Source organism: Fortiea contorta PCC 7126, assembly GCF_000332295.1.
GTDB lineage: Bacteria > Cyanobacteriota > Cyanobacteriia > Cyanobacteriales > Nostocaceae > Fortiea > Fortiea contorta.
Genome location: NZ_KB235930.1, coordinates 1,206,113 through 1,222,968, shown reverse-complemented (window position 1 = coordinate 1,222,968; position 16,856 = coordinate 1,206,113). Strand labels below are relative to the sequence as shown.

Here is a 16,856-nt window from a genome sequence, read left to right as displayed (position 1 = left end):
AATCCTGATGGATGAAAATTATTAGACAGCTCCACTATATCCTCCGCCATTGCTGAAGGATTTAACCAGCTTTGAAATACCTTCAATACCTACAGTGTAGACACCAAATTCATATCCCTTGGTGACTAGACCTAAGATTGTAGCTGTAGCACCAGCATCTATACCACCATGAACCGCATCCAAGTTGTTCAATTCAGTGAGGTAACTTTCAGAATCTTGGAACAATTCTGCACCAGTTGCACGTAATTCGTTAACTGCAATAAAAGCCATAATCAACTCCTAAAATCATTGTTGTGTGAATAGAAAATGTAGGTGATTAAGCAGGAAATATTGAAATTGCTTAATCGCTGATGCAATCAGTATGCTAGAGTTATTTAGCGCGGTTAGTGTCCAATCCTGATGGATAGAAATTATTAGACAGCCGAACTATATCCTCCGCCGTAGCTGAAGGATTTAACCAGGTATGAAATACCTTCAATACCTACAGTGTAGACACCAAATTCATATCCCTTGGTGACTATGCCTAAGATTGTAGCTGTAGCACCAGCGCTAGCGGTAGTAGCAGCTCCAGCAAGTAAACCACCATGAACAGCATCATCAAGATTGTTCAATTCAGTGAGGTAACTTTCAGAATCTTGGAATAATCCTGCACCAGTTGTGTGCAGTTCGTTAAGAGCGATAAAAGCCATAACAAACTCCTAAAACATTGTTGTTTGTGGTAGTTTTTGCAAGCAGTTAAACTTTGTATTGTTTAACCGTTGACTCAATTATTATTTGATTTTTTATTGCTAATCAAGTTTAAAAACTCAATTCTCAAGACGGAAATCAGTGACATATGTCTTTCAGCTTTATAACTTCTAAATTAAATGTGTATTTCAAATGCAGAGAAAAAACTGTATAGCCAAGACTTTGGTAAGATTCTTTTCTGCTGAATGCTGTGCGAGGCTGGTTGAATAAAATAACAATCAAAGGCATTTGGTATAATTTCATAAAAAATCGTGTGTTTTATATGAATTTAAATCAAAACACACGAAATGCATGAATATTAAGTTGTAATTAATTAAAAATCATTGACTGATACCAAACTGTTTTCGGAGGTCTTTAATTTGCACCTCTAGTGAATCCATCCATTGTGCCAAGTTAGCGTTAGCCTTATCAACAATTGGTGTATTAGGCTCTTCTGGTTGAGCGACTGGTGGGGTTTCTCTGCTATATCTTCTATCCCAACCAATATACCCAGCATACACTGTCTTCATGTCCCAAGCGTTGAGTTCATTAATAAATTTTCCGGACTCGTCGGGAGAAAGATCATAGACTTTTATCTTTACCATGGGATCTCCTCTTTAAATACAGTTATATCAAATAGCACCTCACAGGGAAAATCTTATCTAATAGATTAGAGTCACCCACCTTATATTGTGATTCTTTATTTCATAAAATCAATATTTTATGATGAATTTTTTAGACATAAATCTCGGAGTTTTGTCTATAAAAAGAATTTTTTATACCGATAAAAATTATCACGTGGCTAGCTAAAGTAGGATTTAAGCACTAGAAGGACTAAATTAAACGTAACTTGAGATTACCGGGTTTCGACACTTCCGCTTCTCGAGCGAAACGCTTTGCGTAGCTCGAGAAGTCGAAATGCGTCTTCTCAATAATTGTGTCTACCTATTGAGAGTACTTTGCCTAATTAATTTTTTGCTTGTGGTACAGTCGGAATCGTGACATCTATAGGTGTCACCTGTGCTGCTAGCTGCGTTAATGGTGGTTGAATGGTGGTTTGATTTCCTACTACCAGAGTGACCAGATTTTCTGGTTTGAGGTATTGCTTTGCTACCCTTTGTACGTCAGCAGCGGTGGTTGCGGCTACAGCTTTTTGATAACGAAACAGAAAATCGGCGGGATAACCATAATATTCGTAGCGCATTAACCGTGATAAGGTTTGGTTCGGATCTTGAAAGTTGAAGACAAAGGAATTGAGAGTAGATTCTTTCGCAAAAGCTAACTCTTGGGCTGTAACTGGTTGCGCTTGGATGCGTTTAATTTCCCCCTGTAGAGACTTGACAAATTGCACAGTAGCATCAGAGCGAGTTTGTCCACCGGCAATGAACATGCCAGGATAATCAAAACGGGGACTCCAGTAACCATAAACAGAGTAAGCTAGACCTTGGCGCGATCGCACTTCATTAAATAAGCGACCACCAAAACCATTTAACACCCCATTCAACACATCCAAAGCTGCATAATCAGGATCTTTAAACTTCCCGCCCAAATGCCCAATTAACACACTACTCTGGGTTAACTGCGGCTGATTGACAAAAAACACCCCGCCCCCATTAGCTGGCGAAACCTGCGGTAACGAGGATTGAGTAATTTTGGGGTTACGCTTCCAATCACCCAACTTTGCTTGGATGAGCGATCGCATTTTCTGCGGTTGAAAATCCCCCACAATCCCTAAAATTAGATTATTGGGGTGAAAATATTCCTGATAAAACTTGACCAAATCTGCCCGACTAATCCGATCTATGCTTGCATATTCCGTAGTCCGAGCATAGGGGCTATCTTTTCCGTAAATTAACTTGCGGAATTCACGAGACGCGATCGCATCTGGGCTATCATTACGACGAGCAATTCCACCCTTAGCCTGGGTCTTAGCCAAATCTAGCTTTTCTTGAGTAAACACCGGCTCGCGCAACACATTGGCAAATAGCCCAAACACGGTTTCTAAATCTTCACTCAAAGCCTCAAAACTAGCACTACCCGCAGCTTCACTAATACTAGTTTCCACCGCCGCCGCCCGTTGTTCCAATATTTCATTCAACTGATCAGGAGAATACTGCTTCGTTCCACCAGTACGCATCACCGCACCCGTAAAACTAGCCAACCCCACCTGTTCCCCTGGTTCCCAACGACTGCCAGTCCGCACCAACAGTGTACCACTCACCAACGGCAGGTCATGATCCTCCATTAAATAGACAACCAAGCCATTTTGCAGCACAAACCGCTCATACTTGGGTAACTTAATCTCAGGTAAAGGCGCAAACTGCAACTGTGTGTAATGCTTCGCCGCTGCTGTCGCTACGCCAGAAAAATTAAAAGTAAAAAGTAAAAAAGCAAAAGCGCTAATCAAAGCATAAAATAGCCTCTTGCCGTGTTGAAATTTCCTCGCCATCTGTCTTTTACCCTTCACCATATATCTGTGCATATCTCCTTTACCCTTGTTTCGACAACAATTTACCAATGGTGCGATTTTCTGGCGTAAACGTCGCCTGCGCCACCCGCTGGATATCTGCAGGTGTCACCGCCGCAATTTGATTTAACTGCTTAAACAAATTTCGCCAAGAACCAGTTTTCACCTCATATTCCAATAATTCTTGAGCCATACCCATATTGGAATCAAGAGAACGTAACAAACCCGCCCTAGCTTGAGTTTTCACTCGCTGTAACTCACTCACCGTCACAGCTTCAGTTTTCAGCTTGTCAATTTCTGTTCGCAAAGCCCCAGCCAACTCATCAACCGTGTGGTTAGGTGCAGTCAAAGCATAAAATAACATCTGATTAGGGTATTTTTGCCCAGGAAAACCGCTGAAACCTTGAGCACTCAGCGCCAAACGCTGCTTCTCCACCAAAGATTTATACAGCCTAGAAGTACGCCCATCACTCAACAAACTGCCAATAATTTCATAAACTGCATTATCGGGATGATTAACTGCTGGACGGTGATAACCTTCTAAATACCAAGGTTGGGAAGGTAGTTCTAAAGTAACAGAGCGGGTTTGGGTTTGCTTTGGTTCCGCTGTGATTTTCGCTTGTGGTTTTGGTTTAGCTGGGTAGCGCCCAAAGTAAACCTTTGCTAACCTTTGTACCTCAGCCGGGTTGACATCGCCGACAATAGCGATCGCTAAATTACTCGGCACATAATAAGTCTCAAAAAACTTCTGCACATCAGCCGGTGTTAAATTGCGGATATCTTCGTCATAACCAATCACCGGACGTCTGTAAGGATGGACTTTGTAAGCAGTATCAATAAACCTTTCTACCATCATGCCAATAGGCGAATTATCCACCCGCATCCGGCGTTCTTCCAAAATCACATCTTTTTCTTTATAAAACTCCCGGCGCATCACCGGGTCAAGAAATCGATCAGATTCTAGCGACATCCACAGTTCCAACTTATTCGCCGGGAAACTATAAAGATATCGCGTCGCTTCCGTGGAAGTATTAGCATTTAAACCCACACCCCCAGCTTGCTCGACAATTTGCCCTAATTCATTTTGCTTGACTAATTTAACAGCTTGGGCTTCTACCTTTTTAAACTCTTGCTGTAACTGAGCAAGTTGCTGCTGTTGTCCATTCGCCTTTGCAGCTCTAATTTCCCCATCCAACCGCTCCAAGCGTTCCAGTAGGGGTTTTTCTGCTCTGTAATCTGTCGTCCCAATCCGCGTAGTTCCTTTAAAAGCTAAATGTTCCAGAAAGTGCGCCACACCAGTTTTTCCATCCGGCTCATCCACACCACCAACATCAGCGTAAGTTAAAAAAGAAACCACAGGCGCTTGATGTCGTTCCAAAACAATAAACTTCAAACCATTATCAAGACGAAACTCAGTTAACTGCTTGATCACCCGATCCAAATAAGGTTGAATCGAAGTGGGGGCTGGCGACTGTATTCTTGACGGTGGAGGTGCTGTTTGAGTTTGCGCCAGCGCCACCCCTGGTAACAACCCCCACCAGAAGATGACCGATACCGTCAACATCGGCAACAGCCAACGCCATATGACAGATACTGTACTTGACCAATCCAAAATCTCCAATCTCAAACCTAAAATTGCACGGCTGGGCTGAGTCATAAGCAACAATCAAAGTAAAGTTCTACAACCAGAAAAACAAGCTACTAGCTCCAAGGCGTTAATCTTGTATTAAGCTTTATTTGCTTTTTGTATTGCACGTTAGACAATATTGCTACAAGTCGTGTTCCGGCGAGCTAACAATAAATACTATGCGAGTTTTTCATTCTCCCCCACCTTCAGAAGCACAAACGCGTACCCGCATTCTCAACGCAGCACAACGTTTGTTTGCTTCCCAGGGTTTTGACGGTACCACTACCCGCGACTTAGCGCAAGCAGCAGGCGTCGCCGAAGGTACCCTATTTCGCCATTTTCCCAATAAAAAAGCAATTTTGGTAGAAGTAGCAACCAACGGCTGGGTGGAGATTCTCACAGACTTGCTCACAGAACTGAGTGAAATGGGTAGCTATAAAGCCGTAGCCCAAGTTATGCGCCGCCGGATGTGGAATTTGCACAAAAACGCCGAAATGATGCGAGTTTGTTTCATGGAAGTGCAATTTCATCCAGATTTGCGCGATCGCATTCAATCAGAAGTTATTACTAAAATGACAGATGTCGCCGAAGCCTTCTTCCAAACCGCAATGGATAAAGGAATCTATCGCCAGATGGATGCAAAACTCATCGCCAAAGTATTTTTAGGCATGTTCGCCGTCGCCGGCTTCTCCGACAAAACCCTCATGGAACCCGACGCCACCCCCCAAGAAATGCAGCAAATGGCAGAAGGACTCGCAGATATATTTCTTAACGGGGTGTTGGTTAAAGATTAAGAGTGTGGGGTGATGGGGGGATGGGGGGATGGGGGGATGGGGTGATGGGGTGATGGGGTGATGGGGTGTGGTTATTAAAGTTTGAGCCTTTAAGACTTAAGCGTCAGCCTTTGAACCTCAAGCGTCAGCCTTTGAACCTCAAGCGTCAGCCTTTGAACCTCAAGCGTCAGCCTTTGAACCTGACGCGTCAGCCTTTGAACCTCAAGCGTCAGCCTTTGAACCTGACGCGCGAGCCTTTGAACCTGACGCGCGAGCCTTTGAACCTCAAGCGTCAGCCTTTGAACCTCAAGCGTCAGCCTTTGAACCTGACGCGCGAGCCTTTGAACCTGACGCGCGAGCCTTTGAACCTCAAGCGTCAGCCTTTGAACCTGACGCGCGAGCCTTTGAACCTCAAGCGTCAGCCTTTGAACCTCAAGCGTCAGCCTTTGAACCTCAAGCGTCAGCCTTTGAGCCTCAAGCGTCCCCCCACACTCCCCACACTCCCCACACCTCCCCACCTCCCCACCTCCCCACCTCCCCACCTCCCCACCTCCCACACCTCCCCCACCTCCCCACCTCCCCACCTCCCACACCTCCCCCACCTCCCACACTTCCCACACCTCCCACACCTCCCCACCTCCCCATCTCCCCACCTCCCCTAACCAATTGCGCTTGCTGACGCCACTGCTGCACTTGGTCAATTGTGGGACACAAATCTCGTCGCTGCATTGTGGCTACCTGCAAACGCAAGATTTGTTGATGCAATCTGTGGGTGGGAGTTTGAGCTAACTGAGCCACCGAACCAATCCCCGCATGTAACAACAAACCACAATATTGTGTGCCCACACTAGGAACACGAGCTAAATCAGCTAAAGCTACCCATTTATGCACATACTGCAGATGAATTTGCAGCTTATTAGCCAAAACCACCTTATCTTCTAGAGTTCTTCCTTGTTTAAGTAACGCCGCTGTAGTTTGAATCCCACAATTTTGCAGCCGCGATTGTTCCTCTTGACTCAATCCTGGTAATTGCTTAATTAGCCAATCACAGGACGTAGTGCTGCTGTTCTTGGACATAGGGAATAATACCAAATCGTAATTCGTAATTCTTAAATTGAGAAATCTAGACTTTATGGGAAATGCCAAATGACAAATCCCAAATATAGCTGTCGCCAGGTACTTCAGGACATAAACAGAACACAAAACCCACACGCCAAGCGACTTCGATCCTGTTCCCTGTTCCCTGTTCCCTGTTCCCTGCTATAACTAACTAACTAATTCCCCTTTGAGAACAGTAACCGCCTGTCCAGATAAAAAAACGCGATCGCCCCCTGTATAATTAATCTTCACCACCCCACCGCGAGTTGATGCTTGATAAGCCAAAAACTCATCCTTGTGTAAGATATCCCGCCAAAAAGGAGCCAAACAGCAGTGTGCAGATCCTGTTACCGGGTCTTCATTAATGCCTAATCGTGGTGCAAAAAAGCGAGAGACGAAATCGTACTGTGAATCAAAATCAGCCATACTAGTGACTATCACATCAGCCACTGGCAAAGTTTTCAACAGTTGAAAATCTGGCTGTAATCTTCGCAGCAAATCTTCAGACTCTAATTCCACCAGGTATCCCAGGGAATTTTGCCACACAGATTTGTATGGAACACCCAGAGCTTGCTCCAATTCTGGAGGCGCTACTGTTACTTGCGATCGATTAACAGGAAAATTTAACTCAATCCACTGACCTTGCTTCTTCGCAATCAGCACCCCGCTTTGAGTGTGGAAACGCGCCACCTCATCTGGCAATAAATGCCCCTCCGACCATAATACATGAGCGCTGGCTAAAGTAGCATGACCACAAAGCGGCACCTCCACCGTCGGTGTAAACCAGCGCAGACTAAAACCATCATCCCGTCTCACCAAAAAAGCCGTCTCTGACAGATTCATCTCTTGGGCTACATTCTGCATCCACTCATCATCTTGGGGAGCAGACAGAACACAAACAGCCGCCGGATTTCCAGCAAAACATTTATTACTAAAAGCATCCACCTGAGTAATTTTCTGTGCCATAAATTCACCCTAACTCGCCGCTTTGTATACTTATCTTGGCTACGCGCCAAAATTATGCAATCTCTCAACGCCCCCCAGACGAATCATGCTCCTCCCCTCCACCCTCCACAATCGCCGCCAAAAACTAGCCCACCTCATTGACTTTCCCGCCATTTTCTGGTCAGGTAACACCAACCCCCGCAACTTCCCAGCTAATCACTTTCCCTATCGCGCCAGTAGCCACTTTCTCTATTTTGCCGGACTGCCATTAATCAATGCGGCAATTCGGCTAGAAGCAGGCGAACTACAACTATTCATGAACGATCCGCAACCCAGTAGCGCCCTTTGGTATGGAGAAATGCCCAAACGGGAGGAAATAGCTGAGAAAATAGGAGCTGATGCCGCTAAACCACTGGCAGAATTAGAGTTTTGGGTAAAAGATGCCGCGACGATCGCTGTTCAGGATGCAGCTACTTGGACACAGCAATCACAGCTATTGAATAGATGGATTTTACCCCAAAATCCACCCCAAGGAATTGATTTGCAGTTAGCCAGGGCGATCGCATCTTTGCGTCTCACCCACGATGATGCGGCATTAACTGAGCTACGCCGAGCCGCTGCTGTCACAGTCGCCGCCCACAAAGCCGGGATGGCGGCGACACCAAGCGCCCAACTAGAAGCAGCAGTGCGGGCGGCGATGGAAGCTGTGATTATTGCCCAGAATATGACCACCGCATACAACAGTATTGTCACCATCCACGGGGAAGTTTTACACAACGAGCATTATCACCACCCTCTACAACCAGGAGAGTTAATACTTGCAGATGTGGGCGCGGAAACAGAGACTGGTTGGGCTGCTGATGTCACCCGCACTTGGCCAGTATCGGGGAATTTTTCATCTACCCAAAGAGATATTTATGATGTAGTTCTGGCAGCCCATGATGCTTGCATTGCCAAAATTCGCCCTGGTGTGGAATATGCAGACATTCATCTGTTAGCCGCGACGGTGATTGCTGAAGGTTTAGTAGATTTAGGCATTTTGCAAGGAAATCCCGAAAATTTAGTTGCCATTGACGCCCATGCTTTGTTTTTTCCCCACGGTATCGGTCATTTGTTGGGTTTAGATGTCCATGATCTGGAGGATTTGGGGGATTTAGCCGGGTATGAAGAGGGGAGAACAAGAAGCGAGCGTTTTGGCTTGGGTTATCTGCGTTTAAATCGTCCCCTACAACCAGGAATGCTGGTCACAATTGAACCAGGTTTTTATCAAGTTCCCGCAATTCTCAACGATGCAAATTTGCGCTATAAGTACCAAAATGTCGTGAATTGGCAACGTTTATCTGCATTTGATGATGTCCGTGGTATACGTATTGAAGATGATGTTTTAGTTACTCAATCAGGTAGTGAGGTTTTAACGAATGCATTACCAAACAGTGCCAGTGCAGTAGAAGATATCGTGTCTTGCTAAGTGGTACTAAAAAGACATAGTATTAAACCCCGTGGTCTCTAAAAGCATTGCCAATCTATGAGCAAAAATCCTATAAAATTATTATTGAGCACGGCTATAGTCAGTTTAGGACTGTTGCCATCCTTAGCTCAAGCACAACAACAACCGCTAGTTACTGATGCCCAAGTAGCAGCGATGGTAGAAGCGTTGCGACAAGCTGCACCCCAGACCAAGAAACCTAACGATGGATTTTATAGTGAATGGCAAGTGAAACCAGAAACCCTCAAAGGCTGGTCAAGAACTTGTCTGAAAAAAGAACTCACACCTGCAGAGTTTGAGAATAACCCGGCGATCGCCCGCCAAGTTGTATCTTGCATTACTCGCCGCGAGTTAAACAATCAATTGAGCGCCACCAGAAATAATGAGATTGCATCTGTGCGTGGTGCTGCTTGTTGGTGGATGACTGGTAGCTATAAAGGTTGTGATAAAGGTTTCACGGCTGAGTATGTGCAAAAAGTTGTCCGCTTTTATCAGCAGCAGCGCTCTAAACCCACAACTTAATCATCGCTCAGTGCCAAATTTCTCACCTCTATGGAGGTGAGGCTTTTTTTTGAATTGGTTAGTACTGTTTGGGGTAGGATGATCATGGTTTTAAACGCAGAGTGACGCTGAGGTAAGCGCGGAGTTACGCAGAGAGGCTTTGATAGTGAGTCGGATTGTTTTAGCTACTATTGGTTCTTTTGGCGATTTACATCCTAAAATTGCGATCGCTCTGGAATTACGAAAGCGTGGTCACACAGTCATATTTGCCACCCATCAAGAATATCGAAGTAAAATAGAAGCTTTGGGATTCGAGTTTCAGCGGATGCGCCCTGACAATACTGCACTCAACGATCCGCAGGAGATGGCGCGGATGATGGATTTGAAAACAGGTACAGAATATATTATCCGCAATTGGGTGGGTGCAAATTTACGGGAAACCTACACAGATTTAATCAACACTGCCCAAGATGCAGACTTGATTATCGCAGGTGAAGGCGTTTTAGCGGCTCGATTGGTTGCAGAAAAATTAGGAATTCCCTGGGCTTTTGCTGTTCTCCAACCCGCTTCTTTTCTCTCGGTTTATGACCCGTCAGTTCTCCCTGTATTTCCGGTTCTCGCCAAACTGCGCGCGCTAGGGTCTATTGTCAATCGAGGCGTCGTCATCTTATCAAAGATAATTGCTAAATCGTGGGCAGAACCAATTCACCAACTGCGCCGCGAACTTGGCTTACCATCCCTCGTTGGTAATCCGTTCATTGATGATAAATTTTCTCCCTATTTAGTGCTGGCGATGTTCTCTTTTACATTCGCCCAGCCGCGACCAGATTGGCCAGCCAAAGCTCAAGCATTACGGGCTGGGCGTCCCACCTTGGTGATGCCTTACAGCCACGATCAACCAGACAATGCAGCTAGAGTTGAACGCTTAGGAACATCTCGGATTATTTCTCGCCAGAGTTATACAGCAGTCAAAGTAGCCAAGCACTTACGACAATTGTTAGAAAATCCTAACTATACAGCTAAAGCAACAGCGATCGCACGTATCATTCAAACAGAAAATGGAATTAGTGTAGCGTGTGATGCGATTGAAAAACAACTGCTGCAATAGGAATAGGTAAACTATCTTCTTCTAAAGCCGCAATGTATCCGGCGATCGCTTCTTTTGCTTCCTGATTCTTGAATTAATTGTTTAACTTTTTCCACTACCCAATCGACGCGATCCTTACCCCAAAACCTTTAGCCGTCAATTACCCAGGTTGGTACTCCCGGACAACCGAATTGTTCGTATTCTGCTAATGCTGCTATTGCTGCTTGTGTAGCGGCTTCGCTGTAGACTAATTTTAGAATGCGATCGCGATTAATTTTTTGCCACATGCTGCTGTGTCCTCCAAAAATATGGAGTTTTGAAAGTATGGTAATTTAAAAGATTATCATGACTCTGCGTTCAAAAACTCCCATCGGTGAAAACAGACAGCATATTTTATCGTTTATTTCAAGAATTTCCTCACATTTTCTTTGAATTAATTGGCAATTCTCCTGAAGCTGCCACAAAATATCAATTCTCATCAGTTGAAGTCAAGCAAACAGCTTTCCGCATCGATGGGATATTTCTTCCAGAAACAGAGGAAAACCCAATTTACTTTGTCGAAGTTCAGTTTCAAGCAGACTCAGGAATTTACTCAAGGCTATTTACAGAAATTAATTTATACCTGCGCCAAAACCAACCTGAAAATGATTGGTTAGCCGTGGTTATTTACCCAAATCGCAGTATTGACACAGCAAAAATCAAACACTACCGCGAGTCATTTGCTTGTGGGAGAGTCACTCGGATTTATTTAGAAGAGTTAGGAGCAACCGCATCTCTGCCTCTTGGCATTGCTACGATCAAATTAGTCATAGAAAATGAAGATCAGGCAATACAAGCAGCCAGGGAGTTAATTACTAGAACCAGTCAGGAAATTGATTCAGTACCTCAACAGCAACAATTACTACAAATAATTGAGACGATTTTGGTTTATAAATTTCCCACTATGAATATTGAGGAGATACAGTCAATGTTTGGATTAAGCGATTTGAAACAAACACGAGTATATCAGCAAGCTTTTGCAGAAGGCGAACAGAGAGGCGAACAGAGTGGCGAGCAGAAAGGAAAGTTAAAAACAGTACCTCTGTTGATATCATTAGGCTTAACTGTGGAACAAATTGCACAGGAATTAGATTTAACTGTGGATGAGGTAACACAAGCTGCACAACAACCTCCTGAATAAGCAAGCAGATACCGAAAAGATTAAGTGTCGAATAGCGTACTTGTTTAGACTTGGATGCACGGGGATGTGGTTCGACTACCGCGCTCTCGTTCCACATCTCCCCCTGCTCCCTCATCTTTGTTATCTTCATGCCATAGTCGGGGTGAAAAATATTAAGCTGGTAAATAGCACACGAAACTCTATGGAAAATTCTGAATCGTAGCTGCGGCTCGGATTTCCCCACTGGCTAACTACCTGTAACAACACTATGTTTGATGCTCTATCTGAACGTTTAGAATCTGCCTGGAAAAAACTGCGGGGACAGGATAAAATCTCTCAATCCAACATTCAAGACGCTTTGCGGGAAGTACGCCGCGCTTTGTTGGAAGCAGATGTCAACCTCCAGGTAGTCAAAGATTTTATTAGCAGCGTCGAAGCTAAAGCCCAAGGCGCCGATGTCCTCGCTGGTGTTAAACCTGCACAACAGTTCGTCAAAATTGTTCACGATGAACTCATCAAGGTGATGGGGGAGGAGAATGTCCCCCTCGCAGAGGCGTCTGGGAAAACCACGATTGTGTTGATGGCTGGGTTACAAGGTACTGGTAAAACTACAGCAACAGCTAAGTTAGCCTTACATCTGCGGAAATTAGAGCGGAGTTGTTTGCTGGTCGCTACAGACGTGTATCGTCCAGCGGCGATTGACCAGTTAATTACACTAGGTAAGCAAATTGACGTCCCAGTTTTTGAATTGGGAAGTGACGCTGATCCTGTAGAAATCGCCCGCCAAGGTGTAGAGCGAGCCAGAGCGGAAGGTGTTAATACAGTAATTATTGATACTGCTGGACGTCTGCAAATTGACGCAGATATGATGGCAGAATTAGCCCAGATTAAGCAGACAGTCCAACCCCACGAAACTTTGTTGGTGGTGGACTCGATGACTGGTCAGGAGGCGGCAAATCTCACCCGCACCTTCCACGATCAAATTGGCATTACCGGGGCAATCCTGACGAAAATGGACGGTGATAGCCGTGGTGGTGCAGCTTTATCTGTGCGGCAAATTTCCGGCGCGCCCATTAAGTTTGTCGGTGTGGGCGAAAAAGTTGAGGCGCTGCAACCATTCTATCCTGACCGGATGGCGTCCCGAATTCTGGGCATGGGTGATGTTTTAACTCTGGTGGAAAAAGCCCAAGAAGAGTTTGACTTGGCTGATGCGGAGAAAATGCAGGAGAAAATCCTGTCGGCGAAGTTTGACTTTACTGATTTTCTTAAGCAGCTACGGATGCTGAAGAATATGGGATCGCTGGGAGGACTCATCAAGATGATTCCTGGGATGAACAAGCTTTCAGATGACCAACTCAAGCAGGGCGAAACCCAGCTTAAGCGTTGTGAAGCAATGATTAATTCCATGACTCGCCAGGAACGCCACGACCCGGATTTACTCGCCAGTTCCCCTAGTCGCAGGCGGCGAATTGCTTCCGGTTCCGGCTACAGAGAGTCAGATGTGAGTAAATTGGTCGCTGATTTCCAAAAAATGCGATCGCTCATGCAACAAATGGGTCAAGGTGGTTTCCCCGGAATGCCTGGAATGTTCGGTGGCGGCGGTATGGGTAACGCCTTTGCTGGCGCGGGTAATCGTCCCCCCGCCCCCGGCTGGCGCGGTTACAACAGCGACGCCGGCGCCAAAAAGAAAAAGAACAAAGATAAAAAGAAGAAAGGTTTTGGCAATCTTTAGTCAACTACAGGCCCAAATCACCAATAAGCAACGACCACATAGCAGCAATTGCTAGCCAAGTGCTAAAATTAGCATTTCAGTATAACCACAAATCTAGGAGAATAATTCTTCAATCATGATCAAACTGCGCTTGAAGCGTTTCGGCAAAAAGCGGGAAGCAAGTTACCGCATCATCGCTATTAATAACCTGACTCGCCGCGATGGTCGTCCCCTCGAAGAACTGGGATTCTACAACCCCAGAACTGATGAAGTGCGATTGGATGTTCCCGGTATCATCAAGCGACTACAACAAGGCGCTCAACCCACTGACACCGTCCGTCGCATCCTAGTAAAAGCTAATGTTTTTGAACAGATCAGTGCCACAGCCCCATCATCATAAGATCGAAACAAAATCTGCCACCACTACTCCTAACTATGAGCAGTTGGTGTGCTTCTTGGTACAGCCTTTTTTAGAATCTCCCAAGTCTTTGAGCATTGATTGTGAAATTTCTCACAGTCTCAAGAAGGTTTGGATTCGCATCGCCTTTGAAAGCGCAGATAAAGGAAAAGTGTTTGGTCGGGGAGGGCGCAATATTCAGGCGATTCGCACTGTCATTGCTACTGCAGCTGAAGCCGCAGGACAATCAGTATACCTAGATATCTATGGCAGTACCTCCTCTGGTCATGAAGGTGCTTCCTCTGAGGAAGATAGGCAAGAGGGATTACCACCGCCACCAAAATCACGAGAACAACGGGGAAATGGGCCTAGACCTGTTGCTAAACCCCGCTCTCGCTAGGTTTGATTAGTCAAGAGTCAACTGAAGGCTGAAGTATGAAGGCTGAAGTATGAAGTATGTAGACGCCTGAAAGGCGGCTTGCCGCAGGCTAGTATGAAGTATGAAATTACCCCACCCGTAAAGGAATGGGGCTGGAACTTAGACTCATACCAATTCTTACTTCATCTTTCATTCTTTCTTCGGTCAAGAGTCCAAAGTCCAGGATCACGTGTCCAGATCCCAAAGCAATTAAACTTATCCCCGACTCTTGACTTTTAAAACAATACATGTATTAAGTAAATTTGCTCTGCATCAACCCTTAGAGAAAATATTAAATTTTGCTATTAAATGCTGCTCACAAAATAAAAATACTATGGCAGATGCTTTAATATTTCAGCTGCCGAATGTTCCTAGTGCGATCGCTCTAGCGGGAGACGGGGAAGAAAATCTCAAAACCCTATCTCAGCAAACAGGAGCTAATCTGGTGCTGCGTGGACAAGACCTACATATTTCCGGTACCGAGAAGCAAATTGATTTGGCAACTCGATTGGTGCGATCGCTAGAATATCTGTGGACGAAAGGTAATATCATCTCCATGGCTGATATTTTAACAGCTCGTCAAGCTTTGGATAGCGATCGCGCCGAAGAACTACAGGATTTACAACGAGATATCCTCGCTAAAACTCGCCGGGGTGAAGAAATTCGCGCCAAAACCTTTCGTCAGCGACAATATATCGACGCTATTCGCCGACGTGACCTCACTTTCTGCACCGGGCCAGCGGGGACTGGTAAAACTTTTCTGGCTGTGGTCGTCGCTGTCCAAGCACTTTTAGCTAACCAATTTGAAAAAATTATTTTAACTCGTCCCGCCGTTGAAGCCGGCGAAAAACTTGGGTTTTTACCAGGGGATTTACAGCAGAAAGTAAACCCCTATCTTCGCCCACTTTATGACGCTATCAACGAATTTATTGACCCCGAAAAAGTTCCTAATCTCATGGAACGCGGTGTCATTGAAGTTGCACCACTAGCTTACATGCGGGGACGCACTTTAAATAATGCTTTTGTGATTGTAGACGAAGCCCAAAACACCACACCCGCCCAGATCAAAATGGTTTTGACTCGTTTGGGTTTTCGTTCGCGGATGGTAATTACAGGCGACATGACACAAACTGACTTACCTGTCAATCAACAATCAGGGCTAGCTGTAGCTGTGCAAGTTTTGAAACATGTAGAAGGTATTGCTTTTTGTGAATTTTCACAAAGAGATGTTGTTCGCCATCCCTTAGTTCAGCGGATTGTCGCCGCTTATGAAAAGTACGAGCATTAGTTTGGGGTTGGGGTATGGAGCATGATTCCCCATTTCCCCAACGCCTAATGCTCAAGATGATTTAAGTTGAGTAAACTCAAATACATCATAATTGCTACCACGAAGCACAGATTCCGTGTGTTTACCAACGAAACGCTTACCGAGGATATGTTCTAATGCACCCCAAACAGCACCGAGTGTAAAAGTACACTTACGTGGTGAATCCTGGGGTTCGCCCGCAGAACAGACAGTTTCCGATGTGTAGATTTTAATTACATCATTGACTATCTCGACTTTATGTACCATACACAAGCGGGTACCTTCTGTACCTAAAGCCAACCCTAGCTTGTAGACAATATCTTCTAAAGCTAGGCTTGTTTTAATTAAGCCTAATTCATGTGCTAAGTGTTTACCACGAGAGCGACCTGCAGAGGTGAGAGCGATCGCCGTTGCTTTCTCACCTAAAGCCTCTTCCATACCGACAATTACAGCTTTGAAACAGATAATACTGCTGAAATCTCCCAATATTGGACGCAACATCAAGAATTCTCCTTTTTCTTCAGCTGAACAGCATTCTCGAAAAGCCCAAGCACAGATTACATAGCTTTAGCACCGCTAGTAATCAAACGTTTAAACAGACCCTCTGACCAGCCTGTTTCTTTCAAAACCGCATTTGAAGATACTTCTATGTAAGCTTGCTCAATGAAAGCTAAGTCAATCATGCACATCCGACTGAGTGCATCTTTCATATCTGCACTTTTGCCATCAGCAGCGAGTCGCTTACCTACTTCATGTATCACCGTTGCCATGGCTGGGACAACATGTTGCGGCCCGATACCGAGACGGACATGAACTAGACCAATTTTCCAACGGCGATCGGCGTAAATCTTTCCCCAATCATCCATACCTGTGAACATTTCATGAAACCATTCAATAAATGTCTCTCGCAGGCGATGGATACGCCCTTCACCAGTATGTAAAATCCCATTCATTTCTGAATCGCGTCCTAGGTAAGCATAAAAGTGATCAGCCATTTCTGCAGCCACTTCTAATCCCCATTCCGCTTGAGATTTTAGTAAATTTTTGTCCTCAGAGGTCAAGCCTGTACGGTTTTCTAAGGTAATTAAGAAAGCATGTGGGTCTAAAGCCATGTTGTGTAGTTAGGTAAATTCGATCTCAGTCTTGGTGTGAATT

19 protein-coding genes and 1 pseudogene are annotated in these 16,856 nt (G+C 45.1%); 10 read left to right on the top strand and 10 right to left on the bottom strand.

What is annotated here, in order from left to right; translation table 11 throughout:
- Positions 1-21: 21 nt before the first annotated feature.
- From MIC7126_RS0105900 to MIC7126_RS0105880, 5 genes are all read right to left on the bottom strand, one after another.
- Positions 22-270 (bottom strand): hypothetical protein, encoded by a 249-nt coding sequence (locus MIC7126_RS0105900; protein ID WP_017652206.1) that lies wholly within the window; start codon positions 268-270, stop codon positions 22-24.
- 143 nt (positions 271-413) lie between these two features.
- Positions 414-689, bottom strand: a complete 276-nt coding sequence (locus MIC7126_RS0105895) for a hypothetical protein (protein ID WP_017652205.1) — start codon at positions 687-689, stop codon at positions 414-416.
- 378 nt (positions 690-1,067) lie between these two features.
- On the bottom strand, positions 1,068-1,331 hold the full coding sequence (locus MIC7126_RS0105890) for a hypothetical protein (RefSeq protein ID WP_017652204.1): 264 nt from the start codon (positions 1,329-1,331) through the stop codon (positions 1,068-1,070).
- Between the two features lie 362 nt (positions 1,332-1,693).
- On the bottom strand, positions 1,694-3,175 hold the full coding sequence (locus MIC7126_RS0105885; protein WP_017652203.1) for a M16 family metallopeptidase: 1,482 nt from the start codon (positions 3,173-3,175) through the stop codon (positions 1,694-1,696).
- Positions 3,176-3,215: 40 nt separating this feature from the next.
- Positions 3,216-4,757: a M16 family metallopeptidase gene (locus MIC7126_RS0105880; protein WP_238553687.1), complete on the bottom strand. Its 1,542-nt coding sequence runs from the start codon at positions 4,755-4,757 to the stop codon at positions 3,216-3,218.
- 242 nt (positions 4,758-4,999) lie between these two features.
- Here MIC7126_RS0105880 and MIC7126_RS0105875 point away from each other — a divergent pair, with 242 nt between their 5' ends.
- Positions 5,000-5,614, top strand: a complete 615-nt coding sequence (locus tag MIC7126_RS0105875; protein ID WP_017652201.1) for a TetR/AcrR family transcriptional regulator — start codon at positions 5,000-5,002, stop codon at positions 5,612-5,614.
- 65 nt (positions 5,615-5,679) lie between these two features.
- Complete coding sequence (locus MIC7126_RS31855) at positions 5,680-6,255, top strand: hypothetical protein (RefSeq protein ID WP_238553611.1); 576 nt, start codon at positions 5,680-5,682, stop codon at positions 6,253-6,255.
- Here the strand turns inward: MIC7126_RS31855 and MIC7126_RS27125 are convergent.
- Together MIC7126_RS27125 and MIC7126_RS0105860 are read right to left on the bottom strand one after the other, a co-directional pair.
- Positions 6,254-6,670 (bottom strand): annotated as a pseudogene (locus MIC7126_RS27125) (DUF4332 domain-containing protein); the annotation flags it as partial. The gene MIC7126_RS31855 and the pseudogene MIC7126_RS27125 overlap by 2 nt on opposite strands.
- A 189-nt stretch (positions 6,671-6,859) precedes the next feature.
- The gene (locus tag MIC7126_RS0105860; protein WP_017652198.1) at positions 6,860-7,657 is read right to left on the bottom strand and encodes a PhzF family phenazine biosynthesis protein; all 798 of its coding nucleotides are present in this window, start codon (positions 7,655-7,657) and stop codon (positions 6,860-6,862) included.
- Positions 7,658-7,742: 85 nt separating this feature from the next.
- Here MIC7126_RS0105860 and MIC7126_RS0105855 point away from each other — a divergent pair, with 85 nt between their 5' ends.
- The 3 genes from MIC7126_RS0105855 (at position 7,743) to MIC7126_RS0105845 (ending at position 10,731) form a co-directional block, all read left to right on the top strand.
- Positions 7,743-9,104, top strand: a complete 1,362-nt coding sequence (locus MIC7126_RS0105855) for an aminopeptidase P family protein (protein WP_017652197.1) — start codon at positions 7,743-7,745, stop codon at positions 9,102-9,104.
- A gap of 57 nt (positions 9,105-9,161) precedes the next feature.
- Positions 9,162-9,644, top strand: a complete 483-nt coding sequence (locus MIC7126_RS0105850; protein ID WP_017652196.1) for a hypothetical protein — start codon at positions 9,162-9,164, stop codon at positions 9,642-9,644.
- Positions 9,645-9,789: 145 nt separating this feature from the next.
- On the top strand, positions 9,790-10,731 hold the full coding sequence (locus MIC7126_RS0105845) for a glycosyltransferase (protein ID WP_017652195.1): 942 nt from the start codon (positions 9,790-9,792) through the stop codon (positions 10,729-10,731).
- Between the two features lie 128 nt (positions 10,732-10,859).
- On the opposite strand, the gene MIC7126_RS30195 is transcribed toward MIC7126_RS0105845, so the two are convergent.
- A complete protein-coding gene (locus tag MIC7126_RS30195) occupies positions 10,860-10,997 on the bottom strand; it encodes a hypothetical protein (RefSeq protein WP_017652194.1) in 138 nt (45 codons plus the stop codon).
- A gap of 86 nt (positions 10,998-11,083) precedes the next feature.
- Between MIC7126_RS30195 and MIC7126_RS0105835 the strand changes: the two genes are divergently transcribed.
- From MIC7126_RS0105835 to MIC7126_RS0105815, 5 genes are all read left to right on the top strand, one after another.
- Positions 11,084-11,890, top strand: coding sequence for an Rpn family recombination-promoting nuclease/putative transposase (locus MIC7126_RS0105835; protein WP_017652193.1), 807 nt, complete (start codon positions 11,084-11,086; stop codon positions 11,888-11,890).
- A 247-nt stretch (positions 11,891-12,137) separates the two neighbouring features.
- Complete coding sequence (ffh, locus tag MIC7126_RS0105830; protein WP_017652192.1) at positions 12,138-13,601, top strand: signal recognition particle protein; 1,464 nt, start codon at positions 12,138-12,140, stop codon at positions 13,599-13,601.
- 115 nt (positions 13,602-13,716) lie between these two features.
- The gene (gene rpsP / locus MIC7126_RS0105825; protein ID WP_017652191.1) at positions 13,717-13,980 is read left to right on the top strand and encodes a 30S ribosomal protein S16; all 264 of its coding nucleotides are present in this window, start codon (positions 13,717-13,719) and stop codon (positions 13,978-13,980) included.
- Entirely contained in the window at positions 13,940-14,377 is a 438-nt protein-coding gene (locus MIC7126_RS0105820) for a KH domain-containing protein (RefSeq protein WP_040629706.1), read from the top strand. The genes rpsP and MIC7126_RS0105820 overlap by 41 nt, the downstream gene beginning before the upstream one ends.
- Positions 14,378-14,729: 352 nt before the next feature.
- Entirely contained in the window at positions 14,730-15,683 is a 954-nt protein-coding gene (locus MIC7126_RS0105815) for a PhoH family protein (RefSeq protein ID WP_017652189.1), read from the top strand.
- Positions 15,684-15,734: 51 nt separating this feature from the next.
- Here MIC7126_RS0105815 and MIC7126_RS0105810 read toward each other — a convergent pair whose 3' ends face one another.
- Together MIC7126_RS0105810 and MIC7126_RS0105805 are read right to left on the bottom strand one after the other, a co-directional pair.
- The gene (locus tag MIC7126_RS0105810) at positions 15,735-16,202 is read right to left on the bottom strand and encodes a hypothetical protein (RefSeq protein ID WP_017652188.1); all 468 of its coding nucleotides are present in this window, start codon (positions 16,200-16,202) and stop codon (positions 15,735-15,737) included.
- A 56-nt stretch (positions 16,203-16,258) separates the two neighbouring features.
- The gene (locus tag MIC7126_RS0105805) at positions 16,259-16,813 is read right to left on the bottom strand and encodes a protoglobin domain-containing protein (protein WP_017652187.1); all 555 of its coding nucleotides are present in this window, start codon (positions 16,811-16,813) and stop codon (positions 16,259-16,261) included.
- Positions 16,814-16,856: the final 43 nt, after the last annotated feature.

Coding starts and splice junctions, on each gene's coding strand:
- MIC7126_RS0105900 (WP_017652206.1), bottom strand. CDS start 270: ATGGCTTTTATTGCAGTTAACGAATTACGTGCAACTGGTGCAGAATTG.
- MIC7126_RS0105895 (WP_017652205.1), bottom strand. CDS start 689: ATGGCTTTTATCGCTCTTAACGAACTGCACACAACTGGTGCAGGATTA.
- MIC7126_RS0105890 (WP_017652204.1), bottom strand. CDS start 1,331: ATGGTAAAGATAAAAGTCTATGATCTTTCTCCCGACGAGTCCGGAAAA.
- MIC7126_RS0105885 (WP_017652203.1), bottom strand. CDS start 3,175: ATGGCGAGGAAATTTCAACACGGCAAGAGGCTATTTTATGCTTTGATT.
- MIC7126_RS0105880 (WP_238553687.1), bottom strand. CDS start 4,757: ATGTTGACGGTATCGGTCATCTTCTGGTGGGGGTTGTTACCAGGGGTG.
- MIC7126_RS0105875 (WP_017652201.1), top strand. CDS start 5,000: ATGCGAGTTTTTCATTCTCCCCCACCTTCAGAAGCACAAACGCGTACC.
- MIC7126_RS0105860 (WP_017652198.1), bottom strand. CDS start 7,657: ATGGCACAGAAAATTACTCAGGTGGATGCTTTTAGTAATAAATGTTTT.
- MIC7126_RS0105855 (WP_017652197.1), top strand. CDS start 7,743: ATGCTCCTCCCCTCCACCCTCCACAATCGCCGCCAAAAACTAGCCCAC.
- MIC7126_RS0105850 (WP_017652196.1), top strand. CDS start 9,162: ATGAGCAAAAATCCTATAAAATTATTATTGAGCACGGCTATAGTCAGT.
- MIC7126_RS30195 (WP_017652194.1), bottom strand. CDS start 10,997: ATGTGGCAAAAAATTAATCGCGATCGCATTCTAAAATTAGTCTACAGC.
- ffh (WP_017652192.1), top strand. CDS start 12,138: ATGTTTGATGCTCTATCTGAACGTTTAGAATCTGCCTGGAAAAAACTG.
- rpsP (WP_017652191.1), top strand. CDS start 13,717: ATGATCAAACTGCGCTTGAAGCGTTTCGGCAAAAAGCGGGAAGCAAGT.
- MIC7126_RS0105820 (WP_040629706.1), top strand. CDS start 13,940: ATGTTTTTGAACAGATCAGTGCCACAGCCCCATCATCATAAGATCGAA.
- MIC7126_RS0105815 (WP_017652189.1), top strand. CDS start 14,730: ATGGCAGATGCTTTAATATTTCAGCTGCCGAATGTTCCTAGTGCGATC.
- MIC7126_RS0105810 (WP_017652188.1), bottom strand. CDS start 16,202: ATGTTGCGTCCAATATTGGGAGATTTCAGCAGTATTATCTGTTTCAAA.
- MIC7126_RS0105805 (WP_017652187.1), bottom strand. CDS start 16,813: ATGGCTTTAGACCCACATGCTTTCTTAATTACCTTAGAAAACCGTACA.